This window comes from Pseudomonas sp. P867, assembly GCF_019891455.1.
Classification (GTDB): Bacteria; Pseudomonadota; Gammaproteobacteria; order Pseudomonadales; family Pseudomonadaceae; genus Aquipseudomonas; species Aquipseudomonas synxantha_A.
On the sequence record NZ_JAFLXB010000008.1, the window covers coordinates 51,788 to 69,882 of the forward strand.

Sequence of the window (18,095 nt, forward strand, 5' to 3'; positions counted from 1 at the left end):
CCACTGGTATCGGCACGCTAAACGCCGGCAAAGGTTTAACTTTTGCGCGAGCCTTGCATGGCCAATTTGATCAATGGGATCAACCCTGCACCCAGCCGCACCAGACGTGTCACGCTGCTGATACTGCCGCCCTTGGCGCCCTTGCCGGTGAAAAAGCCCATCAGCGTCACCGCCGCCACGCCCCACAGTGGCGCGTGCTTGATGCCCAGGCTGTCCTGCCAGTTGTGGCGCATGTTGCGCATTTTCTGCAGAGGGGCCATCAGTTGCTGGGACTCATGACGGATTTCCTGGCGGTGCATTTCCATGCGCAGGCGGATCAGCGTCTTGCGCATTTCCCGGCGGGAGGTATTTTTCGGGATCTCGGTCATGCTCATGGCAGCAGGCGCTCCCGGTCGTTGGCCAGCTCTTCGAGCGTGGCGTGGAAGGGCGTGGATTCATCGAACACCGCCGCTTTCAGGCGCACACCGCAGAAGGCCGCGGCCAGGCTATAGAACACGCAAAGGCAGATGATCCCCGTCAGGCGGTAGCCGGTATCCCACACCAGGATCATCACCAGCGTCGACAACCCTACCAGCAACAGCAGGGCGAACACCAACGCCAGACCGGCAAACAACAACAGGCTGACAGTGCGGGCCTTTTGCTCCTGCAATTCGATGCCAAACAACTCGACATGGCTGTGCAGCAAGCCCAGCACAGCGGCGCCCAGGCGTCGGGAGGTGGAACCGCTTGCCGAAGAATGTGCGCTCGTTGATGAGCTGGATTCGCCGATAGACATGATTAGCGCCTTGTAGCCAGCAGACCGATCAAAAAGCCCACGCCGGCAGCGATGCCGACTGACTGCCATGGGTTGGCTTGCACGTAGTCTTCGGTGGCGGTGATGGCCGCCTGACCGCGCTCGCGCAGGGAGTCTTCGGTCAGTTGCAAGGTCTCGCGGGCCTTGAGCAGGCTCTCGTGGATCTTGGTGCGCAGTTCGTCGGCCTGATCGCCGGCCAGCACTGCGGTGTCGTCCAGCAACCTTTCGGTATCACTGACCAGGGTTTGAAAATCCGCCATCAGTATCTCTTGAGCAGTCTTTGCTGTTTTACCGGCCATGGTTGTCTCCGTGTGTGGCTGATCTGTACGTGTGGTTTCGAGTCGCGGCGTTCGCTGAAGGTTCACTGCAATTGTGTGGTACAGCTTTTGCTTTGCATTGGTGCGCAGGCTCAGAGGCCCGCGCCGAATATGGGCGGTCGGGGCGCACGCCTTGAAAAACCTTACCCTAAATAACTAAAACCCGCGGAAAAACCCTGTCGGCAACGGTCCGTTGTGTTGATCGCTGCGCTAAAGCGGTTCGTGCCCTCCCAAGAGGGACGAAGCCGGTGGTACCCATTTAGTGCGCCAACCCTCAGCTTGAACCGATTTGGTGCTTTTTGCCTTGATGCAGGCCTGCCAACCTCCATGGAAAATCTGCAAAGTGCGGTGGATACACTCGTCCACAGTTCCAACACCCTGTTTATCCTGATTGGCGCGGTCATGGTCCTGGCCATGCACGCCGGCTTTGCCTTCCTTGAAGTCGGCACGGTGCGCCAGAAGAATCAGGTCAACGCCCTGTCGAAAATCCTCAGCGATTTCGCCATCTCCACCCTGGCCTATTTCTTTATAGGCTATTGGATCTCATACGGTGTGAGCTTCATGCAACCGGCAGCCGTCATCAGCGCCGATCATGGCTATGGCCTGGTGAAGTTTTTCTTCCTGCTGACCTTCGCCGCGGCGATCCCTGCGATCATTTCCGGTGGCATAGCCGAACGTGCGAAGTTTGCGCCGCAGTTGTGCGCCACTGCACTGATCGTGGCGTTTATCTACCCGTTCTTCGAGGGCATGGTGTGGAACGGCAATTTCGGTCTGCAAGCCTGGCTGCTTGCAAGCTTTGGCGCCAGTTTTCACGATTTTGCCGGTTCCGTGGTGGTGCACGCCATGGGCGGCTGGCTGGCGCTGGCGGCGGTGTTGCTGCTGGGGCCGCGCAATGGACGTTATCGCGAAGGGCGCCTGGTGGCGTTTGCACCGTCGAGCATCCCGTTCCTGGCGCTGGGGTCGTGGATCCTGATCGTGGGATGGTTCGGCTTTAACGTGATGAGTGCGCAGACCCTCAACGGGGTCAGCGGCCTGGTGGCCGTCAATTCGTTGATGGCTATGGTTGGCGGTACCGTGGCCGCGCTGGTGATCGGCCGTAACGACCCAGGATTCCTGCACAACGGCCCCTTGGCCGGGCTGGTGGCGATCTGCGCAGGTTCCGACCTGATGCATCCGGTTGGCGCGCTGGTCACCGGAGTAGTCGCAGGCGGCTTGTTTGTGTGGTGCTTTATCGCCGCCCAGGCACGCTGGAAGATCGACGATGTGCTGGGCGTATGGCCGTTGCACGGCTTGTGTGGCGTGTGGGGCGGCATCGCCTGCGGCATCTTCGGGCAGGCCACCCTGGGTGGGCTTGGCGGCGTCAGCTTGATCAGCCAGTTGATCGGCACCGGCCTGGGCGTGTCGGTGGCGTTTGGTGGCGGCTTGCTGGTGTACGGCGTGATCAAGCGCGTGCAAGGGCTGCGCTTGAGTCAGGAAGAGGAGTATTACGGCGCGGACCTGTCGATCCACAAGATCGGTGCGGTCAGTCAGGATTGATCGGCGCTTGTTCATCAGTGTGTGGCGGCGGATAAAACCCGTGCAGCAAGCGATAGTGGTTCTGCCGCACTTCATCCACCCGAGCCTGTACCTGTTGGTCCGGCAGGCCCAGCAGGATCAGGGCGTGGGACGCGAGCATCAGGCTTGACTCAAGCAACTCGGGCACCACTTCGCTGGCCCCCGCGGCCTTGAGTTCAGCCAACTGGCTGTCATCACGGGTGCGCACCAGGATCGGCACCTGTGGGTTGATCCGTCGCGCTTCCTTGAGCACCACCAGGGCGACATCGCTGTTGTCGACGGCGATCACCACCAACCGCGCGCGCTCCAGGCCCACGGCACTGAGCAAGGCACCCCGGCGGCAGTCGCCATAATGCACGCTGCTTTCCTCGGTAGCGGCCTCCTGCACCCGTTCGGGGTCGTCATCCAGGGCGATAAACGCCTGGTGCTCGCGGCGCAAAAACCGCCCGATCGATTGTCCCACCCGACCATAACCGCAAATCACCGCGTGCCCGTGCAACTGAGCGTTGAGCGCGGTGATGTGCTCCAGTTGCACTTGCTGGTTGGGCTTGCGATGCAGGCGCAGGGCAATGGCCGGCGCTGCGCGCAACAGCAGCGGCGTCAACAGCATCGAGCAGAACGTGGCGGCCAGTAGCAGGCCGTTGAACTCATCCGGAATCAACCGGCTCTGCTGCATCTGCGCCATCAGCGCGAAACAGAACTCGCCACCCTGGGCCAGGGCCAGGCCGCTGCGCCAGGCGGTTTCAGTGTCGCTGCCACGCAGCTTGACCAGTACGGCCACCACAGAGCCTTTGACCAACATCAGCGTAAGGGTCAGGCCGAGGATCAACAGGCTGTGGCTGACGAATAACTGCAGGTCGATCAACATGCCGATGCTGACGAAAAACAGCCCCAGCAGAATGTCGCGAAACGGCCGGATATCCGCTTCTATCTGGTGACGATAATGACTCTCGCCCAGCAACATACCGGCCAGAAACGCACCAAGGGCAGGGGACAGGCCGAGCAGGTGGGTGAGCCAGGCGGTGAGCAAGACAATTACCAGCGCCAGCAGCACGAACAACTCTGCGGAATGGGACGCGGCGACCTCATGGAACAACCGCGGCAGCAACCAGCGGCTGGCGAATAACAGGCCGACGAACAACACCACGGTTTTGCCCAGGGTCAGCGGCAATGCCCAGTACCAGGCTTGGTCACTGCTGCCGGCAAACACCGGCACCAGTGTCAGCAGCAATACCGCCACCACATCCTGGAACAGCAGCACGCCTATCGCATTCTGGCCGTGGCTGCTGAAGATCTCCCCAAGACTGGTCAGTTCCTTGCTGACGATGGCCGTGGACGACAACGCCAACCCTGCACCCAGTAACAGCGCGATGCCCGGCGCCAGGCCCAAGCCCATCAGCGCAGCGCCGAGCAGGGCGCCGCATCCCAACACCTGCAAACTGCCCAGGCCGAACACCACGCGGCGCAGGGCGAACATTTTCGACAGGGAAAACTCCAGGCCCAGGGAGAACAGCAGAAACACCACGCCCATCTCGGCCAAGTCCGGCAGGTCCTCGTTGTCGTTCACCCAGTCCAAAGCAGTCGGCCCCACCGCCAGGCCCACGCACAGGTAGCCCAGCACGGGCGGCAGTTGCAGCCGGCGAAACAGCGCAATCACCACCAGGGATGAGGCCAGGATGATCAGCAGGTTGGCAAACACAGGCATCTCCATTGCAGGTGGACGGGCAAAAAGCCGCGAGAATCGCTGAATCAGTTATAGGCCATGGTGACCTGGATCAGGTGTTTTGTCGGCAATGGGATTTCACGGCGCGAGCGGGTTTAGAATGGTCACTTGTTTTTCTGACCGGGTTCTTTCGTCATGCCTCCTGAATGCCAGCTGTTCGGCACCCTGGGTTGCCATCTGTGTGAAATTGCCGAAGCCGAAATCATGCCGCTCGTCGAACACGGGCTGCTGGTGGAGTTGGTGGATATCACTGAGCCAGATGACCTGACAGAAGACTACGGCCTGCGGATTCCGGTGCTTCGCCGCAAGGACACCGGGGCGGAACTGGACTGGCCGTTCGACACCGACCAGGTCGTTGCCTTTCTGCGCTGACGTTTATCCGATGGCGGGCTTGCGAATATTACGTTACTGTATATTCGTACAGCGATTGAGTAGAGGGAACGCCCGTGGTGAATGTTGAACAATTGAAAAGCAGCGTCAATCGCATGTCCGCCGATGTGGTGCGCGACGCGGTCAACGAACTGCGCCTCGATGGGCTGGTCACGGAAGGCAAGACGCCCTTCAACAAAGTGCATTTCAACACCTGCTTTGCGGAAATCGAGGCGCTGTTCCAGCGTGCCGGTTATCACAAACAGTTGGATGTGGTGGGTTATCAAGGCTTGCTCTACGCGCTCTATGATCCGGGCCGTTGGGAAGCAGTGGACGTACTGCGCTGGCTCAAGGAGTTCACCGAGGCGGCGAGCGCTTCGCCGGTGCTGCGGGCCCAACTGGCCAAGGCATGAGAACGGCCCTAGGCTCAATCGCGCTCCATGCGGGATAATGCCCGCCTGTTTCCAGGTTCGAGCATTTGCATGTCCACTTCCGGTTTTTCCGCCGCCCAGCACCAAGCCAGCACGTTGTATCTGCCACCGGGGCCTTGGGCAACGGTGATCGACTGCCTGTGCGATCACTTCCCGGCCATTGCCCGTGAGCAGTGGCTGGACCGCATTGCCCGGGAACGAGTGCTGGATATCAATGGCAGCCCGATCAGCCTGGGCCTGGCCTACAAGGAAGGCCTGTGCATCTATTACTTTCGCGAAGTACCCAACGAAAAAGTGATTCCGGTACAGGAAACTATCCTGTACGCCGATGAACATCTGGTGGTGGCGGACAAGCCGCATTTCCTGCCGGTGACTCCCGCCGGCGAGTACGTTGAGCAAACCCTGTTGCGTCGCCTGATCCGTCGCCTGGACAACCCCGCCCTGGTGCCGTTGCACCGCATTGACCGGCACACGGCGGGGCTGGTGCTGTTCTCGGCCAACCCGCAAAGCCGCTCGGCGTACCAGCAACTGTTTCCCACGCGGCGTATCGACAAATTCTACGAAGCCATCGCCCCGGCCCTGCCGAATCTGAGCTTTCCCCTGGTGCATAAAAGCCGCCTGGTGGATGGCGAACCCTTCTTTCGGATGCAGGAAGGGCCGGGCGCCAGCAACACCGAGACGGCCGTTGAAGTGCGCGAGAAAAAGGGTGGTTTATGGCGTTACGGTCTGTTCCCGGTGACCGGCAAGAAACACCAACTGCGCGTACACATGACTGCCCTCGGGGCGAGTATCTGCAATGACCCGTTCTATCCCGTTGTGGTCAAGGACGCCGAGGACGACTACGCCCACCCCCTGAAGCTGCTGGCCCAGGGCGTGCGTTTCATCGACCCGCTAAATGGTGAAGAACGCAGTTTTCACAGCCGTATCACCCTCGACTGGTAAACGCCGCAAACGACAAGGCCCGCGCGAGGCGGGCCTTGTTGGCAAGCGTTAAGGCTTACAGATCTTTAACGGTGCGAACCTGGTCTTTATTGATGCGGGTGCGCTTGCCGTCAAGCTGTTGGAATTCGTAGAAACCCGAATCTTCGTCAAATTTCGGGGTGTCGACGGCCTGGATTTCGCGACCGTCATTCAGGGTGATCACTGTTGGCGAGGCGCAACCGGCGAGGGTGGCGAGGCCCAGTGCAAGCATGAGAGCGGCGATGGTCCGTTGAGTCATGAGTTTGTCTCCGAGAAAATACTTTTAAATTGCTGACCTTGTGACGTATGGGACGTCGGCAAAGTTCCTTGTGAAAGGCTCATTCTGACACGCCAGCCCGTGGGTGCAACAGCTCGGGCGTATTAAGATTGGCCAGGCGCGGGTCATCGGCCGGGCATTCCAGGCCGACGCCACCCAGTTGCAGCAGGACCTTGCGCGGGCTGCGTTCACCCGCTTGCCAGGCCCGTTCCACCTGATCTTTCAGGTCTGTTGGGATAATGCACAGCAAGGGTTCCCAGAACTCGCCATGACGCACCATGACGGGAACCTGCGGATTGCGTTGGGCAATCTGACGCAAGTCGGCCAGCAGTCGCTCATCAATCTGCGGCACATCGCACGGCAAGATCAGCAGATGTTCATGGCGTGCAGCGAAGAGTCCTGCTCGGATACCCGCCAACGGGCCGGGAAAGTCCGGGCTGTCATCACTGACCAGTTGGTCGGCATAGGGCGCGTAGTGTTCAAGGTTGCGATTGCACGAGATGATCAGGTCATCCGTGAGCGGCCTGGCCAGCCGTTGCAGGTGGGCAATCAAGGGCTCGCCCCGCCATTGAAGCAGCCCCTTGTCCTGGCCGCCCATGCGTTGGCCACGACCACCGGCCAACAACAGAATCGAACAAGGCAGGGGTGAAGATTCAAGAGACATGGCGGTTCCACTGCGGCAGGTAAAGAGGGGCCTGTGATATAACATCGGGCTGTTTTTTCGACAACTGGACCGAGCCATGAAAGCCAAGGCCGATGCGCCCTTTGTACCCCTGAATATTGCTGTATTGACCGTCAGCGACACCCGCACCCTGGACACCGACACCTCCGGCCAGGTCTTCGTCGATCGCCTGACCGCCGCCGGCCACCACCTGGCCGAGCGCGTGCTGCTCAAGGACGACCTCTACAAGATTCGCGCCCAGGTTGCCCACTGGATCGCCGAAGACGTGGTGCAAGTGGTGCTGATCACCGGGGGCACCGGCTTCACCGGCCGTGACAGCACCCCTGAAGCCGTGAGCTGCCTGCTCGACAAGCAGGTCGATGGCTTCGGCGAACTGTTCCGCCAGATCTCCGTGGCCGATATCGGCACCTCCACCGTGCAATCGCGCGCCCTGGCCGGCCTGGCCAATGGCACCCTGGTGTGCTGCCTGCCGGGCTCCACCAATGCCGTGCGCACCGGTTGGGATGGCATCCTCGCCGAGCAACTGGATAATCGTCACCGCCCATGCAATTTCGTCCCGCACCTGAAGCAGGCCCAACCCTGTGAATCCCGTGGATAAGCCGGGCAAGACCGGCGCACTGATGCCGGTGGAAGCAGCCTTGCAGCGGCTGCTCGCCATGGCGGAATCGGCGCCGATCCGTGACCAGCATGTGCTGCCCCTGGCGCAGTGCGATGGCCGCGTACTGGCTCAGGACCTGATCTCGACGCTCGACCTGCCGCCGTGGCCCAACAGTGCCATGGACGGCTACGCCGTGCGCCTGGCGGACTGGACCGGGGAACCGCTGGTGGTGAGCCAACGGATTTTCGCTGGCACTGCGCCCGAGCCGCTGGCGGCCGGCACCTGCGCACGGATCTTTACCGGCGCGCCGGTACCCGAAGGCGCAGACTGCGTGCAAATGCAGGAAAACGCGGTGGTTCATGCCGATCAGCGCGTGAGTTTCACCGAGCCGTTACGGGTGGGCGACAACATCCGACCACAGGGCCAGGAGACTACGTTGGGTGAGTGCGTACTCAGCGCCGGAACGCGCCTGGGGCCCATCGAGTTGGGCCTGGCTGCGTCTCTGGGGCGGGATCGGCTCGATGTGGTGCGCCGCCCGCGCGTGGCCGTGCTGTCGACCGGCGATGAATTGATCGAGCCAGGCTTGCCGTTGGGCCCGGGGCAGATCTACAACAGCAACCGTCGCGTGCTGTGCAGCTGGCTGGCGCGCATGGGCTGCGAAGTGATCGATGCCGGGATTCTGCCGGATGATCTGGAACAGACCCGCACGTGTCTGGCCGGCCTGGGTAGCGTCGACCTGATCTTGTCTACCGGCGGTGTGTCGGTGGGCGAAGCGGACTTCCTCGGCATTGCCTTGCGTGAAGAGGGCGAGTTGGCGTTGTGGAAGCTGGCGATCAAGCCAGGCAAACCGCTGACCTTCGGGCATTTTCGTGGCGTGCCGGTGATCGGCCTGCCAGGTAACCCGGCCTCGACCCTGGTGACCTTTGCGCTATTGGCGCGCCCGTACCTGCTGCGCCGCCAAGGCGTGGCGCAGGTGCAGCCGCTACGTTTCGAGGTGCCGGCAGGATTCGACTGGCCCAAGCCTGGCAACCGCCGCGAATACCTGCGCGGGCGTATCGAGCAGGGCAAGGCGATTATCTATCGCAACCAGAGCTCCGGGGTGCTGCGCAGTGCGGCGTGGGCGGAGGGGTTTGTGGAGGTGATGGAGGGGACCACATTGGCCATTGGCGACCGGGTCAATTTCATTCCTCTGAGTGAAGTCCTGAACTGAACACAGATCAAAAAATGTGGGAGGAGGCTTGCTCCCGATAGCGGTGTATCAGCCCCAGATAGGTTGGCTGTAATGACGCTATCGGGAGCAAGCCCCCTCCCACAGTGGATCTTGGTATGCCTGTGGCTACTCAGTAATCGTCGCCACGCTCAGTGACATCCCGCTCCATCGGCCCCGCATCCGGGTCGTAGCCCACCGGGAACTTGCCCTTCAACGTCCATGCAAACGCAATGATCTCGGCAATCGTGCGATAGAGCTCTTCTGGAATACTGTCCCCCAGTTCCATACGCGCCAGCAGCTTCACCAGCTCGGCATTTTCATAGATCGGTACTTCATTCTCCCGTGCCAGCTTGAGAATCGCTTCGGCCAGGGCGTCATCGCCCTTGGCGGTCAGGGTGGGGGCTTGTTGGCCGTCGTACTTGAGGGCGATGGCCTGGCGGGGTGGGGCGGCGTTCTTCATGCGGTTTCATCCACCCAGCGTTGTTCCAATCCGGTTTTTGCACCGCGTGGCGGGGTGCCCAGGTGGCAATCCAGGTCGCCGACGTTAAGTCCGGATGACACCAGGCGCTCGCGCAGGCTGCCCAGGTGACTTTCGATCAGGCTGGCGGTGAAAGGGCGACTGGCCCACAACTGGCTGGACAGTTTGCCTTGGGACAACTGCGCCTGAACTTGCAGCGGCCCCAGCGGCTCCATGTCGAAGGCCAGTTCGACGCGCCAAAGCATCTGCTTCGGATCTTTTTTATCCTTGCGCTCGGGCTGATCCTTGTCAGGCGCAGGCTCCTCGCGCTGAAACTTGACCTGCAACGGCACTATGTCTTGCAGGGTGCGCATGGGGATTTCCAACTGCCACGTGGTTTGCAGGCGGCCATCGGCGGTGGTGCCGGTCTGTTCCAGGCTCGACAGTTGGTGGCTCTGCAAGCGCGAGATCGCCCCGGCGGCCAGGCGCAGCAGGTTTTCCAGGTCGCCTTCACCTTCCAGTTTCGCGATCAGCCGCTCTGGCAACGGGAAACCGGCAGGTATCTGCCGAGCGCCGACCTGGCCGAGAGTGTTCAACGGGCTGCGCACAAAGTTCGGCAGCACCTGGGCCAGGGTATTGGCGGCGAGGATCGCATTCAGGTTGGTGTTGGCGGGCAGCAGGTCCGCGACCAGGCGCAACAGCGCGCCTTTCATATCCAGCGGTGGGATTTGTGGGTTCTGCCCAGCGAGCAATCTGGCTTCCAGGAAGGCGCCGCTGTTTTGCACCACTTGTGCCAGTACCTTGGGATTGCTGACTTGCGCCAGATCGGGCAAGGCTGCCAGTAAACGCTCGGCAGCGGCCCGCAGCTCGGCCGAGGTGTTGTCGCCACGGGGCAGGTTCTGCAGGGCAGTGAACACCGCATCCAGCGAGCCTTGGCGACTTTGCTGGGTTGCCAGTTGCTGCGTCACGGCCAGTTGGTCTTTCAGCCCGCTCAGCGGCACAAAATTCAGGGTTTGCGCGTTCTGCACCACGGCACTGAGCAAGCTGCCGACCCTCAAGGGTTGAGGGCTTTCCAGCGTCAGCGTGGTACCGGCCAGGGCATTATTGAGCACACTCACCAGCGAGCGATAGATCGCCGCTTGCGCTGAGCCTTGAGGCAGCATCTGGGTGGTCAGCACCTTGGCTTGCAGCAGGGTGCCCACCGGCATTTGTGTGGTGTCGAGGCGGGTGAGGGCGGCCACGTTGGCGCTCATGGCTTGCTGCAAGCTGATGGCCAGGTTGCCCGCAGGCGTTTGGCTCACTGCGACATTGCTGCCCAGAGGCAAGGGCTGGGCGCTGCTGGCTTGAACCAGGGTCTGGCGACCACCTTCAAGGGTCAGCTTGAGCAACAGCTGAAAGGCTTCACTGCCTTGTTTCAGCGCGATGACTTCAGCGTTTACGGTTTTCCCGGCGCCAATCAACCCGGCCTGTGGCTCCAGGAGCTTGAGCAACTCGCCAGCCGCAGGCAGCGGGGCAGCCTTGGGTGCTGAGGCTGGAGGCAGTGGAGGAAGATTGATCTCACCGGTCATCGTGCGCATCGTCTCTGGGGAAATTGCCCTCTTTAGAGTAGGGCATCGCATGTATAATGCCGCCCGTCTGCAAAGAGAGCGGTAAAAACCGCACAACTATTTGATCCAGCTCTCTAAAATCGGTCGCCAAAGTCGTTATTGTGCATCTCTCTATAACGGCCGCTGCACCGCCGACTTGAACCGTAAAGGCCCGCGATCTCTTGACCAGCCCTCTTCTTGAAGCCGTAGCGCTTGCCTGTGAACGCGACCTTCGCCTGTTGTTCGAGCAACTCGACCTGCGTCTGGCGGCTGGCGACATGGTGCAAATCAGCGGCCCCAATGGCAGCGGCAAGACCAGTTTGCTGCGTCTGCTGGCCGGTTTGATGCAGCCCACGGCGGGTGTTGTTCGGCTCAACGGTAAGCCCCTGCACGAACAACGTGCCGAGCTGGCACGCAACTTGGTCTGGATCGGCCACGCCGCCGGTATCAAGGACGTGCTCAGCGCCGAAGAAAACCTCAGCTGGCTCAGCGCCCTGCATCACCCTGCTACCCGCGATGGCATCTGGCAGGCCCTGGCCGCCGTTGGCCTCAAGGGCTTTGAAGATGTGCCCTGTCACACGCTGTCAGCCGGCCAGCAGCGCCGCGTGGCCCTGGCGCGTTTGTACCTGTCCGGCCCGCCGCTGTGGATTCTCGACGAACCCTTCACCGCTCTCGACAAACAGGGCGTAGCCCAACTCGAAGAGCACTTGGCCCGGCACTGCGAGCAGGGCGGCCTGGTGGTGCTCACCACCCACCATACCCTGGCGCGCAAGCCGGGTGGTTACCGGGAGCTGGATCTTGGACGGTGGTCGGCATGAGTGTGTTTGCCCTGTTGGTGGCCCGTGAAGCGCGGCTGTTGTGCCGTCGCCCGGCCGAGCTGGCCAACCCGCTGGTGTTCTTTGCAATTGTGATCGCGCTGTTTCCGTTGGCGGTCGGCCCGGAGACTAAACTGTTGCAAACCTTGTCCCCGGGACTGGTGTGGGTCGCGGCGCTTTTATCGGTCCTGCTCTCGCTGGACGGGCTGTTTCGCAGTGATTTCGAAGACGGATCCCTGGAGCAGTGGGTCCTTTCGTCGCACCCCCTGCCACTTCTGGTACTGGCCAAGGTACTGGCACACTGGGCTTTTTCCGGCCTGGCGCTAGTCTTGCTCTCGCCGCTGCTGGCGATGATGCTGGGCTTGCCCGTCGAATGCCTGCCCGTGTTGCTGGTGTCCTTGTTGCTCGGTACGCCGGTGCTCAGCCTGTTGGGGGCGGTGGGCTCCGCCTTGACTGTGGGCCTGAAAAGGGGTGGCCTGCTGCTGGCCCTGTTGATTCTGCCTTTGTATATCCCGGTGTTGATCCTGGGCAGCGGCGCTTTGCAAGCCGCGCTCATGGGGATGCCGGCGACCGGTTACCTCTTGTGGCTTGGTAGCCTGACCGCCCTGGCGGTAACCCTGACACCCTTTGCTATAGCCGCCGGCCTGAAAATCAGCGTCGGTGAATAATGAGGTCTGACTCGGCGTTAATGACGTTGAGTCAGTAAAGACCCTAAGCTTTTCGCCACGACGAAAAGCACCCGTGATGGAAAATGCAATGAACTGGACCTGGTTTCACAAGCTCGGCTCGCCCAAATGGTTTTATGGCATCAGTGGCAAGCTGCTGCCGTGGTTGAGCGTCGCCGCCGTATTGCTGATCGGCACCGGCCTGGTCTGGGGCCTGGCCTTCGCGCCGCCGGACTACCAGCAAGGCAACAGCTTTCGCATCATCTATATCCACGTCCCTGCTGCGATGCTGGCCCAGTCCTGCTACGTGATGCTGGCGGTTTGCGGCATCGTCGGCCTGGTGTGGAAGATGAAACTGGCCGATGTGGCCCTGCAATGCGCTGCACCTATTGGTGCGTGGATGACCGCCGTGGCGCTGGTCACCGGCGCGATCTGGGGCAAGCCGACCTGGGGTTCCTGGTGGGTGTGGGATGCACGCCTGACCTCGATGCTGATCCTGCTGTTCCTGTACTTCGGCCTGATTGCCCTGGGCAACGCCATCAGCAATCGCGATAGTGCCGCCAAGGCCTGCGCGGTGCTGGCGATTGTCGGTGTGATCAACATCCCGATCATCAAATACTCTGTAGAGTGGTGGAACACCCTGCACCAGGGCGCCACCTTCACCCTCACCGAAAAACCGGCGATGCCCGTGGAAATGTGGGCGCCACTGCTGCTGATGGTGCTGGGGTTCTACTGCTTCTTCGGCGCCGTGCTGTTGCTGCGCATGCGCCTTGAAGTGCTCAAGCGTGAAGCCCGCACCAGTTGGGTCAAAGCCCAAGTGCAAACCAGCCTGGGAGCGCGGGGATGAACTTTGCTTCTTTCAGTGATTTTCTCGCCATGGGCCACCACGGCCTGTATGTCTGGAGCGCCTACGGCATCTGCCTGGCAGTGCTGGCCCTCAACGTTGCCGCGCCGATCCTGGCCCGCAAGCGTTACCTGCAACAAGAGGCGCGACGTCTGCGCCGGGAGACCGAAAAGTGAATCCGCTGCGTAGAAAGCGTCTGTTGATCATCCTTGCCATCCTGGTCGGCGTCGGCATTGCCGTGGGCCTGGCCTTGAGCGCCCTGCAGCAGAACATCAACCTGTTCTACACCCCCACCCAGATCGCCAACGGCGAAGCCCCGCTGGACACGCGCATCCGCGCCGGCGGCATGGTGGAGCAGGGCTCGTTGAAGCGTTCCGGCGATTCTCTGGACGTGACCTTCGTGGTCACCGATTTCAACAAGGCCGTGACCATCACTTACCGCGGCATCCTCCCGGACCTGTTCCGCGAAGGCCAGGGCATCGTCGCTCTGGGCAAACTCAACGCCGATGGTGTGGTAGTGGCGGACGAAGTGCTGGCCAAGCACGATGAAAAGTACATGCCGCCCGAGGTCACCAAGGCCCTGAAAGACAGTGGCCAGTCCGCGCCCGCGACCCCAGCCAAGGAGGGCTAAGTGATGACGTCCGCATTGTTTATTCCTGAACTGGGCCAACTGGCGATGATCCTCGCCCTGTGCTTTGCCGTGGTCCAGGCTGTGGTGCCGTTGCTCGGTGCCTGGCGCGGCGATCGTTTGTGGATGAGCCTGGCGCAGCCGGCCGCCTGGGGGCAGTTTGCCTTCCTGCTGTTCGCCTTCGGTTGCCTGACCTATGCCTTCATGACCGACGACTTTTCCGTCGCCTATGTCGCGAACAACTCCAACAGCGCCTTGCCCTGGTACTACAAGTTCAGCGCCGTGTGGGGCGCCCACGAAGGTTCGTTGCTGCTGTGGGCGCTGATCCTCGGCGGCTGGACCTTTGCCGTGTCGGTATTCTCGCGCCAACTGCCGCAAGTGATGCTGGCGCGAGTCCTGGCGGTGATGGGCATGATCAGCATCGGCTTCCTGCTGTTTCTGATCATGACCTCCAATCCATTCAGCCGCATCCTGCCGCAGATCCCCGCAGACGGGCATGACCTCAACCCGCTGTTGCAGGACATCGGCCTGATCGTGCACCCGCCGATGCTCTACATGGGTTACGTGGGCTTCTCCGTAGCTTTTGCGTTTGCCATCGCGGCCTTGCTTGGCGGGCGGTTGGATGCGGCGTGGGCGCGCTGGTCGCGTCCCTGGACCATCGTCGCCTGGGCTTTCCTCGGTATCGGTATCACCTTGGGTTCGTGGTGGGCCTACTACGAACTTGGCTGGGGCGGCTGGTGGTTCTGGGATCCGGTGGAAAACGCGTCCTTCATGCCCTGGTTGGTGGGCACGGCGCTGATTCACTCCCTGGCAGTGACCGAAAAGCGTGGCGTATTCAAAAGCTGGACGGTATTGCTCGCCATCGCCGCGTTTTCCCTCAGCCTGCTCGGCACGTTCCTTGTGCGTTCGGGGGTGCTGACGTCAGTGCATGCGTTTGCCTCCGACCCCGAACGCGGCGTGTTCATCCTGATCTTCCTGCTGTTTGTGGTGGGCGGTTCCCTGACCCTGTTCGCCCTGCGTGCGCCGGTGGTCAAGAGCCAGGTCGGTTTCAACCTGTGGTCGCGCGAAACCCTGTTGCTGGGCAATAACCTGGTACTGGTGGTAGCCGCGTCAATGATCCTGCTCGGCACCCTCTACCCGCTGGTGCTGGATGCCTTGAGCGGCGCCAAGCTGTCCGTGGGCCCGCCGTACTTCAATGCGTTGTTCATCCCGTTGATGGGCCTGTTGATGGTAGTGATGGCGGTCGGTGTGCTGGTGCGCTGGAAAGACACCCCGGTGAAATGGCTGGCAGGCATGTTGATGCCGGTGCTGTTGGGCAGCGTGGCCCTGGCAGTGATCGCCGGGTTCGCCTACGGCGACTTCAATTGGGCGGTACTCGCCACGTTCCTGCTGGCAGCCTGGGTGTTGCTGGCCGGCGTGCGGGACATCTTCGACAAGACGCGCCACAAAGGCCTGATCAAAGGCTTGCCCACCCTGACCCGCAGTTACTGGGGCATGCAGATCGCTCACATTGGCATCGCCGTGTGCGCTTTGGGCGTAGTGCTCTCCAGCCAGAACAGCGCCGAGCGCGACCTGCGCCTGGCGCCAGGTGAGTCCATGGACCTGGCCGGTTACCAGTTCATCTTCGAAGGTGCCAGGCACTTCGAAGGGCCGAACTTCACCTCGGATAAAGGCACCGTGCGCGTAGTGCGCAATGGCAAGGAAATCGCCGTATTGCACCCTGAAAAGCGCCTGTACACAGTGCAAAGTTCAATGATGACCGAAGCCGGTATCGACGCCGGTTTCACCCGTGACCTGTATGTGGCGCTGGGTGAACCCTTGGGCGACGGCGCCTGGGCTGTGCGGGTGCATGTCAAACCCTTCGTGCGCTGGATCTGGTTCGGCGGGTTGCTCACAGGCTTTGGGGGGTTGCTCGCCGCGCTGGATCGGCGTTATCGGGTCAAGGTCAGCAGCCGTGTGCGTGAAGCATTGGGCCTTTCGGGAGCTGCGGTATGAAACGTTGGTTGATGGTGGTGCCGCTGGCATTGTTTCTGCTGATGGCAGTGTTCCTGTATCGCGGGCTGTACCTGGACCCGGCCGAGTTACCCTCGGCGATGATCGGCAAGCCGTTTCCCGCGTTCAACCTGCCGACGGTGCAGGGTGACAAGACCCTGACCCAGGCCGACCTGCAGGGCAAGCCGGCGCTGGTCAACGTGTGGGCCACCTGGTGCATCTCCTGCCGCGTCGAACACCCGGTGCTGAACAAACTGGCCGAGAAGGGCGTGGTGATCTACGGCATCAACTACAAGGACGACAATGCGGCGGCCTTGAAATGGCTGGCCGAGTTTCATAACCCTTACCAGCTCGATATCCGTGATGAAGACGGCAACCTGGGTTTGAACCTGGGCGTCTATGGCGCGCCGGAAACCTTCTTCATCGACGCCAAGGGCGTGATCCGTGACAAGTTCGTCGGCGTGATCGACGAGGTAGTCTGGCGTGAGCAACTGGCCGCCAAGTACCAGGCCCTGGTCGATGAGGCCAAGCCATGAAGCGTTGGTTGACCGCTGCTGTTTTAGCCCTGGGCCTGGCCGGTGTGGCCCATGCCGCCATCGACACCTATGAATTTGCCAATGACGCCGAGCGTGAGCGTTTCCGCGACCTGACCAAGGAACTGCGCTGCCCCAAGTGCCAGAACCAGGACATCGCCGACTCCAACGCGCCCATCGCCGCTGACCTGCGCAAAGAAATCTTCCGCATGTTGGGGGAGGGCAAGGATAACCAGCAGATCATCGACTTTATGGTCGACCGCTACGGTGATTTCGTGCGCTACAAACCGGCCCTTACCGGCAAAACCGCGCTGCTCTGGTTCGGCCCCGCCGGGCTGCTGCTGGCCGGCGTTGTGGTCATGGCCGTGATCGTACGCCGTCGCCGCGCCGCGCCGACTGATGGCTCCGATGCGCTGTCCCCTGAAGAGCGCAAACGCCTCGACCAATTGCTGGACACCAAGACTGATGATTGATTTCTGGCTCGCAGCCGGCTTGCTGCTTCTGATTGCCCTGAGTTTCCTGTTGATTCCTGTACTGCGTGACCGTCGCGCCCAGCGTGAAGAGGATCGTACCGCGCTGAACGTGGCGCTGTATCAGGAACGCGTCGCCGAGCTGCAAGTGCAGCAGGACGAAGGTGTATTGAACGCCGTGCAACTGGATACGGGCCGCGCCGAGGCGGCTCGCGAGTTGCTGGCCGATACCGAGGGCGTGGAAAAGCCCCGTGAATCGCGCCTGGGCAAACCGCTGCCGTTTTTGGCGGCGTTTCTGGTGCCGGTGCTTGGCGTTGCGCTGTACCTGCATTATGGGGCGAGCGACAAGGTCGAACTGACCCGTGAATTCTCACAGCCTCCGGTGTCCATGGCCGACATGACTCAGCGCCTGGAGCGTGCCGCGGCAGCCCAGCCGGATTCGGCCGAGGGCCTTTATTTCCTGGGGCGCGCCTACATGGCTCAGGACCGTTCCGCCGATGCCGCCAAAGTCTTTGAACGCACCGTAGCCTTGGCCGGGCGCCAGCCGGAATTGCTTGGCCAGTGGGCCCAGGCACAATATTTTGCCGACAATAAACAGTGGTCGCCCAAGGTGCAGGCGCTGACCGACGAGGCGTTAAAGCTCGATCCCAAGGAAGTCACCAGCCTTGGCCTGTTGGGGATCGCGGCTTTTGAAGGCCAGCGTTATCAGGAAGCGATCGATTACTGGAACCGTCTGCTGGCGCAACTGCCACCGCAGGACAACTCCCGTGTAGCGCTGCAAGGCGGTATTGACCGGGCTGGCGAGAAGCTTAAAGAGAGCGGCGGTACTGTCGCGCGCAAGGCGGTAATGACCGTGCGTGTAGACCTGTCCGCCGAAGCGAAAGCCAAAGCCTTGCCGACCGACACTGTGTTCATCTTCGCCCGTGCAGTCAGCGGCCCACCGGCACCCTTGGCGGCCAAGCGCGTCACCGTTGCCGAACTGCCTATCACCGTCGAACTGGGCGATGCCGACGCGATGATGCCGCAGTTGAAACTGTCCAACTTCCCCGAAGTCCAACTGGTTGCGCGCATATCCCGGGCCGGCCAACCGACCACTGGCGAATGGATCGGCCGCAGCCAACCGCTGGCCAGCAGCACCACTGCGCTGCAGCAATTGGCCATCGACACTCCGGACAAGTCATTCTGAGGAAA

At 61.5% G+C, this 18,095-nt stretch carries 23 protein-coding genes; 15 read left to right on the forward strand and 8 right to left on the reverse strand.

All coding sequences use genetic code 11. The features are described from left to right. Positions 1-35: 35 nt before the first annotated feature. The 3 genes from J1G33_RS16140 to J1G33_RS16150 are packed head-to-tail and all read right to left on the reverse strand — an operon-like array spanning position 36 to position 1,092. Positions 36-374 (reverse strand): hypothetical protein, encoded by a 339-nt coding sequence (locus J1G33_RS16140; RefSeq protein ID WP_032877120.1) that lies wholly within the window; start codon positions 372-374, stop codon positions 36-38. Beyond that, the gene (locus tag J1G33_RS16145) at positions 371-775 is read right to left on the reverse strand and encodes a phage holin family protein (RefSeq protein ID WP_005786473.1); all 405 of its coding nucleotides are present in this window, start codon (positions 773-775) and stop codon (positions 371-373) included. Before J1G33_RS16145 ends, J1G33_RS16140 begins: the two co-directional genes overlap by 4 nt. 2 nt (positions 776-777) lie before the next feature. Beyond that, on the reverse strand, positions 778-1,092 hold the full coding sequence (locus J1G33_RS16150; protein WP_005786475.1) for a YqjD family protein: 315 nt from the start codon (positions 1,090-1,092) through the stop codon (positions 778-780). A gap of 345 nt (positions 1,093-1,437) precedes the next feature. On the opposite strand from J1G33_RS16150, the gene J1G33_RS16155 reads away from it, so the two are divergent. Beyond that, on the forward strand, positions 1,438-2,646 hold the full coding sequence (locus J1G33_RS16155; RefSeq protein ID WP_032877119.1) for an ammonium transporter: 1,209 nt from the start codon (positions 1,438-1,440) through the stop codon (positions 2,644-2,646). Here the strand turns inward: J1G33_RS16155 and J1G33_RS16160 are convergent. Beyond that, on the reverse strand, positions 2,633-4,369 hold the full coding sequence (locus tag J1G33_RS16160) for a monovalent cation:proton antiporter-2 (CPA2) family protein (protein ID WP_143508419.1): 1,737 nt from the start codon (positions 4,367-4,369) through the stop codon (positions 2,633-2,635). The genes J1G33_RS16155 and J1G33_RS16160 overlap by 14 nt on opposite strands. 153 nt (positions 4,370-4,522) lie before the next feature. On the opposite strand from J1G33_RS16160, the gene J1G33_RS16165 reads away from it, so the two are divergent. The 3 genes from J1G33_RS16165 to J1G33_RS16175 all read left to right on the forward strand — a co-directional run bounded on the left by J1G33_RS16165 (position 4,523) and on the right by J1G33_RS16175 (position 6,129). Then, complete coding sequence (locus J1G33_RS16165) at positions 4,523-4,759, forward strand: glutaredoxin family protein (protein WP_005786480.1); 237 nt, start codon at positions 4,523-4,525, stop codon at positions 4,757-4,759. 74 nt (positions 4,760-4,833) lie between these two features. After that, complete coding sequence (locus J1G33_RS16170; protein WP_003189932.1) at positions 4,834-5,169, forward strand: hypothetical protein; 336 nt, start codon at positions 4,834-4,836, stop codon at positions 5,167-5,169. 69 nt (positions 5,170-5,238) lie between these two features. Continuing rightward, the gene (locus tag J1G33_RS16175; RefSeq protein ID WP_223018403.1) at positions 5,239-6,129 is read left to right on the forward strand and encodes a pseudouridine synthase; all 891 of its coding nucleotides are present in this window, start codon (positions 5,239-5,241) and stop codon (positions 6,127-6,129) included. A 55-nt stretch (positions 6,130-6,184) separates the two neighbouring features. Here J1G33_RS16175 and J1G33_RS16180 read toward each other — a convergent pair whose 3' ends face one another. Together J1G33_RS16180 and mobA are read right to left on the reverse strand one after the other, a co-directional pair. Next, entirely contained in the window at positions 6,185-6,406 is a 222-nt protein-coding gene (locus tag J1G33_RS16180) for a YgdI/YgdR family lipoprotein (RefSeq protein WP_005786486.1), read from the reverse strand. A 79-nt stretch (positions 6,407-6,485) separates the two neighbouring features. Continuing rightward, positions 6,486-7,088 carry a molybdenum cofactor guanylyltransferase MobA gene (mobA, locus tag J1G33_RS16185; RefSeq protein ID WP_148852293.1) on the reverse strand — a complete coding sequence of 201 codons (603 nt, stop codon included), beginning with the start codon at positions 7,086-7,088 and terminating at the stop codon, positions 6,486-6,488. A 76-nt stretch (positions 7,089-7,164) separates the two neighbouring features. Here mobA and moaB point away from each other — a divergent pair, with 76 nt between their 5' ends. Next, the gene (gene moaB, locus J1G33_RS16190; protein ID WP_032877117.1) at positions 7,165-7,704 is read left to right on the forward strand and encodes a molybdenum cofactor biosynthesis protein B; all 540 of its coding nucleotides are present in this window, start codon (positions 7,165-7,167) and stop codon (positions 7,702-7,704) included. Next, a complete protein-coding gene (glp, locus tag J1G33_RS16195) occupies positions 7,688-8,914 on the forward strand; it encodes a gephyrin-like molybdotransferase Glp (protein WP_103735065.1) in 1,227 nt (408 codons plus the stop codon). The genes moaB and glp overlap by 17 nt, the downstream gene beginning before the upstream one ends. 130 nt (positions 8,915-9,044) lie before the next feature. Here the strand turns inward: glp and J1G33_RS16200 are convergent, their stop codons facing one another. Both J1G33_RS16200 and J1G33_RS16205 read right to left on the reverse strand, forming a co-directional pair. After that, on the reverse strand, positions 9,045-9,374 hold the full coding sequence (locus J1G33_RS16200) for an EscU/YscU/HrcU family type III secretion system export apparatus switch protein (RefSeq protein ID WP_032877115.1): 330 nt from the start codon (positions 9,372-9,374) through the stop codon (positions 9,045-9,047). Next, on the reverse strand, positions 9,371-10,939 hold the full coding sequence (locus J1G33_RS16205) for a flagellar hook-length control protein FliK (RefSeq protein WP_223018404.1): 1,569 nt from the start codon (positions 10,937-10,939) through the stop codon (positions 9,371-9,373). Before J1G33_RS16205 ends, J1G33_RS16200 begins: the two co-directional genes overlap by 4 nt. Positions 10,940-11,139: 200 nt before the next feature. On the opposite strand from J1G33_RS16205, the gene ccmA reads away from it, so the two are divergent. The 9 genes from ccmA to ccmI all read left to right on the forward strand — a co-directional run bounded on the left by ccmA (position 11,140) and on the right by ccmI (position 18,090). Continuing rightward, complete coding sequence (ccmA, locus tag J1G33_RS16210) at positions 11,140-11,775, forward strand: cytochrome c biogenesis heme-transporting ATPase CcmA (RefSeq protein ID WP_223018405.1); 636 nt, start codon at positions 11,140-11,142, stop codon at positions 11,773-11,775. Then, the gene (gene ccmB / locus J1G33_RS16215; protein ID WP_005786500.1) at positions 11,772-12,440 is read left to right on the forward strand and encodes a heme exporter protein CcmB; all 669 of its coding nucleotides are present in this window, start codon (positions 11,772-11,774) and stop codon (positions 12,438-12,440) included. The genes ccmA and ccmB overlap by 4 nt, the downstream gene beginning before the upstream one ends. Positions 12,441-12,528: 88 nt before the next feature. Continuing rightward, positions 12,529-13,284 carry a heme ABC transporter permease gene (locus tag J1G33_RS16220; RefSeq protein WP_032877112.1) on the forward strand — a complete coding sequence of 252 codons (756 nt, stop codon included), beginning with the start codon at positions 12,529-12,531 and terminating at the stop codon, positions 13,282-13,284. Continuing rightward, positions 13,281-13,457: a heme exporter protein CcmD gene (ccmD, locus tag J1G33_RS16225; RefSeq protein ID WP_078820712.1), complete on the forward strand. Its 177-nt coding sequence runs from the start codon at positions 13,281-13,283 to the stop codon at positions 13,455-13,457. Before J1G33_RS16220 ends, ccmD begins: the two co-directional genes overlap by 4 nt. Further along, positions 13,454-13,912, forward strand: coding sequence for a cytochrome c maturation protein CcmE (ccmE, locus tag J1G33_RS16230; protein ID WP_005786506.1), 459 nt, complete (start codon positions 13,454-13,456; stop codon positions 13,910-13,912). Before ccmD ends, ccmE begins: the two co-directional genes overlap by 4 nt. Before the next feature lie 3 nt (positions 13,913-13,915). After that, positions 13,916-15,904 (forward strand): heme lyase CcmF/NrfE family subunit, encoded by a 1,989-nt coding sequence (locus tag J1G33_RS16235; protein WP_032877111.1) that lies wholly within the window; start codon positions 13,916-13,918, stop codon positions 15,902-15,904. After that, positions 15,901-16,437 carry a DsbE family thiol:disulfide interchange protein gene (locus J1G33_RS16240; protein WP_005786510.1) on the forward strand — a complete coding sequence of 179 codons (537 nt, stop codon included), beginning with the start codon at positions 15,901-15,903 and terminating at the stop codon, positions 16,435-16,437. The genes J1G33_RS16235 and J1G33_RS16240 overlap by 4 nt, the downstream gene beginning before the upstream one ends. Then, positions 16,434-16,907 carry a cytochrome c-type biogenesis protein gene (locus J1G33_RS16245; RefSeq protein ID WP_005786512.1) on the forward strand — a complete coding sequence of 158 codons (474 nt, stop codon included), beginning with the start codon at positions 16,434-16,436 and terminating at the stop codon, positions 16,905-16,907. Before J1G33_RS16240 ends, J1G33_RS16245 begins: the two co-directional genes overlap by 4 nt. Beyond that, positions 16,900-18,090, forward strand: a complete 1,191-nt coding sequence (gene ccmI / locus J1G33_RS16250) for a c-type cytochrome biogenesis protein CcmI (protein ID WP_223018406.1) — start codon at positions 16,900-16,902, stop codon at positions 18,088-18,090. Before J1G33_RS16245 ends, ccmI begins: the two co-directional genes overlap by 8 nt. Positions 18,091-18,095: the final 5 nt, after the last annotated feature.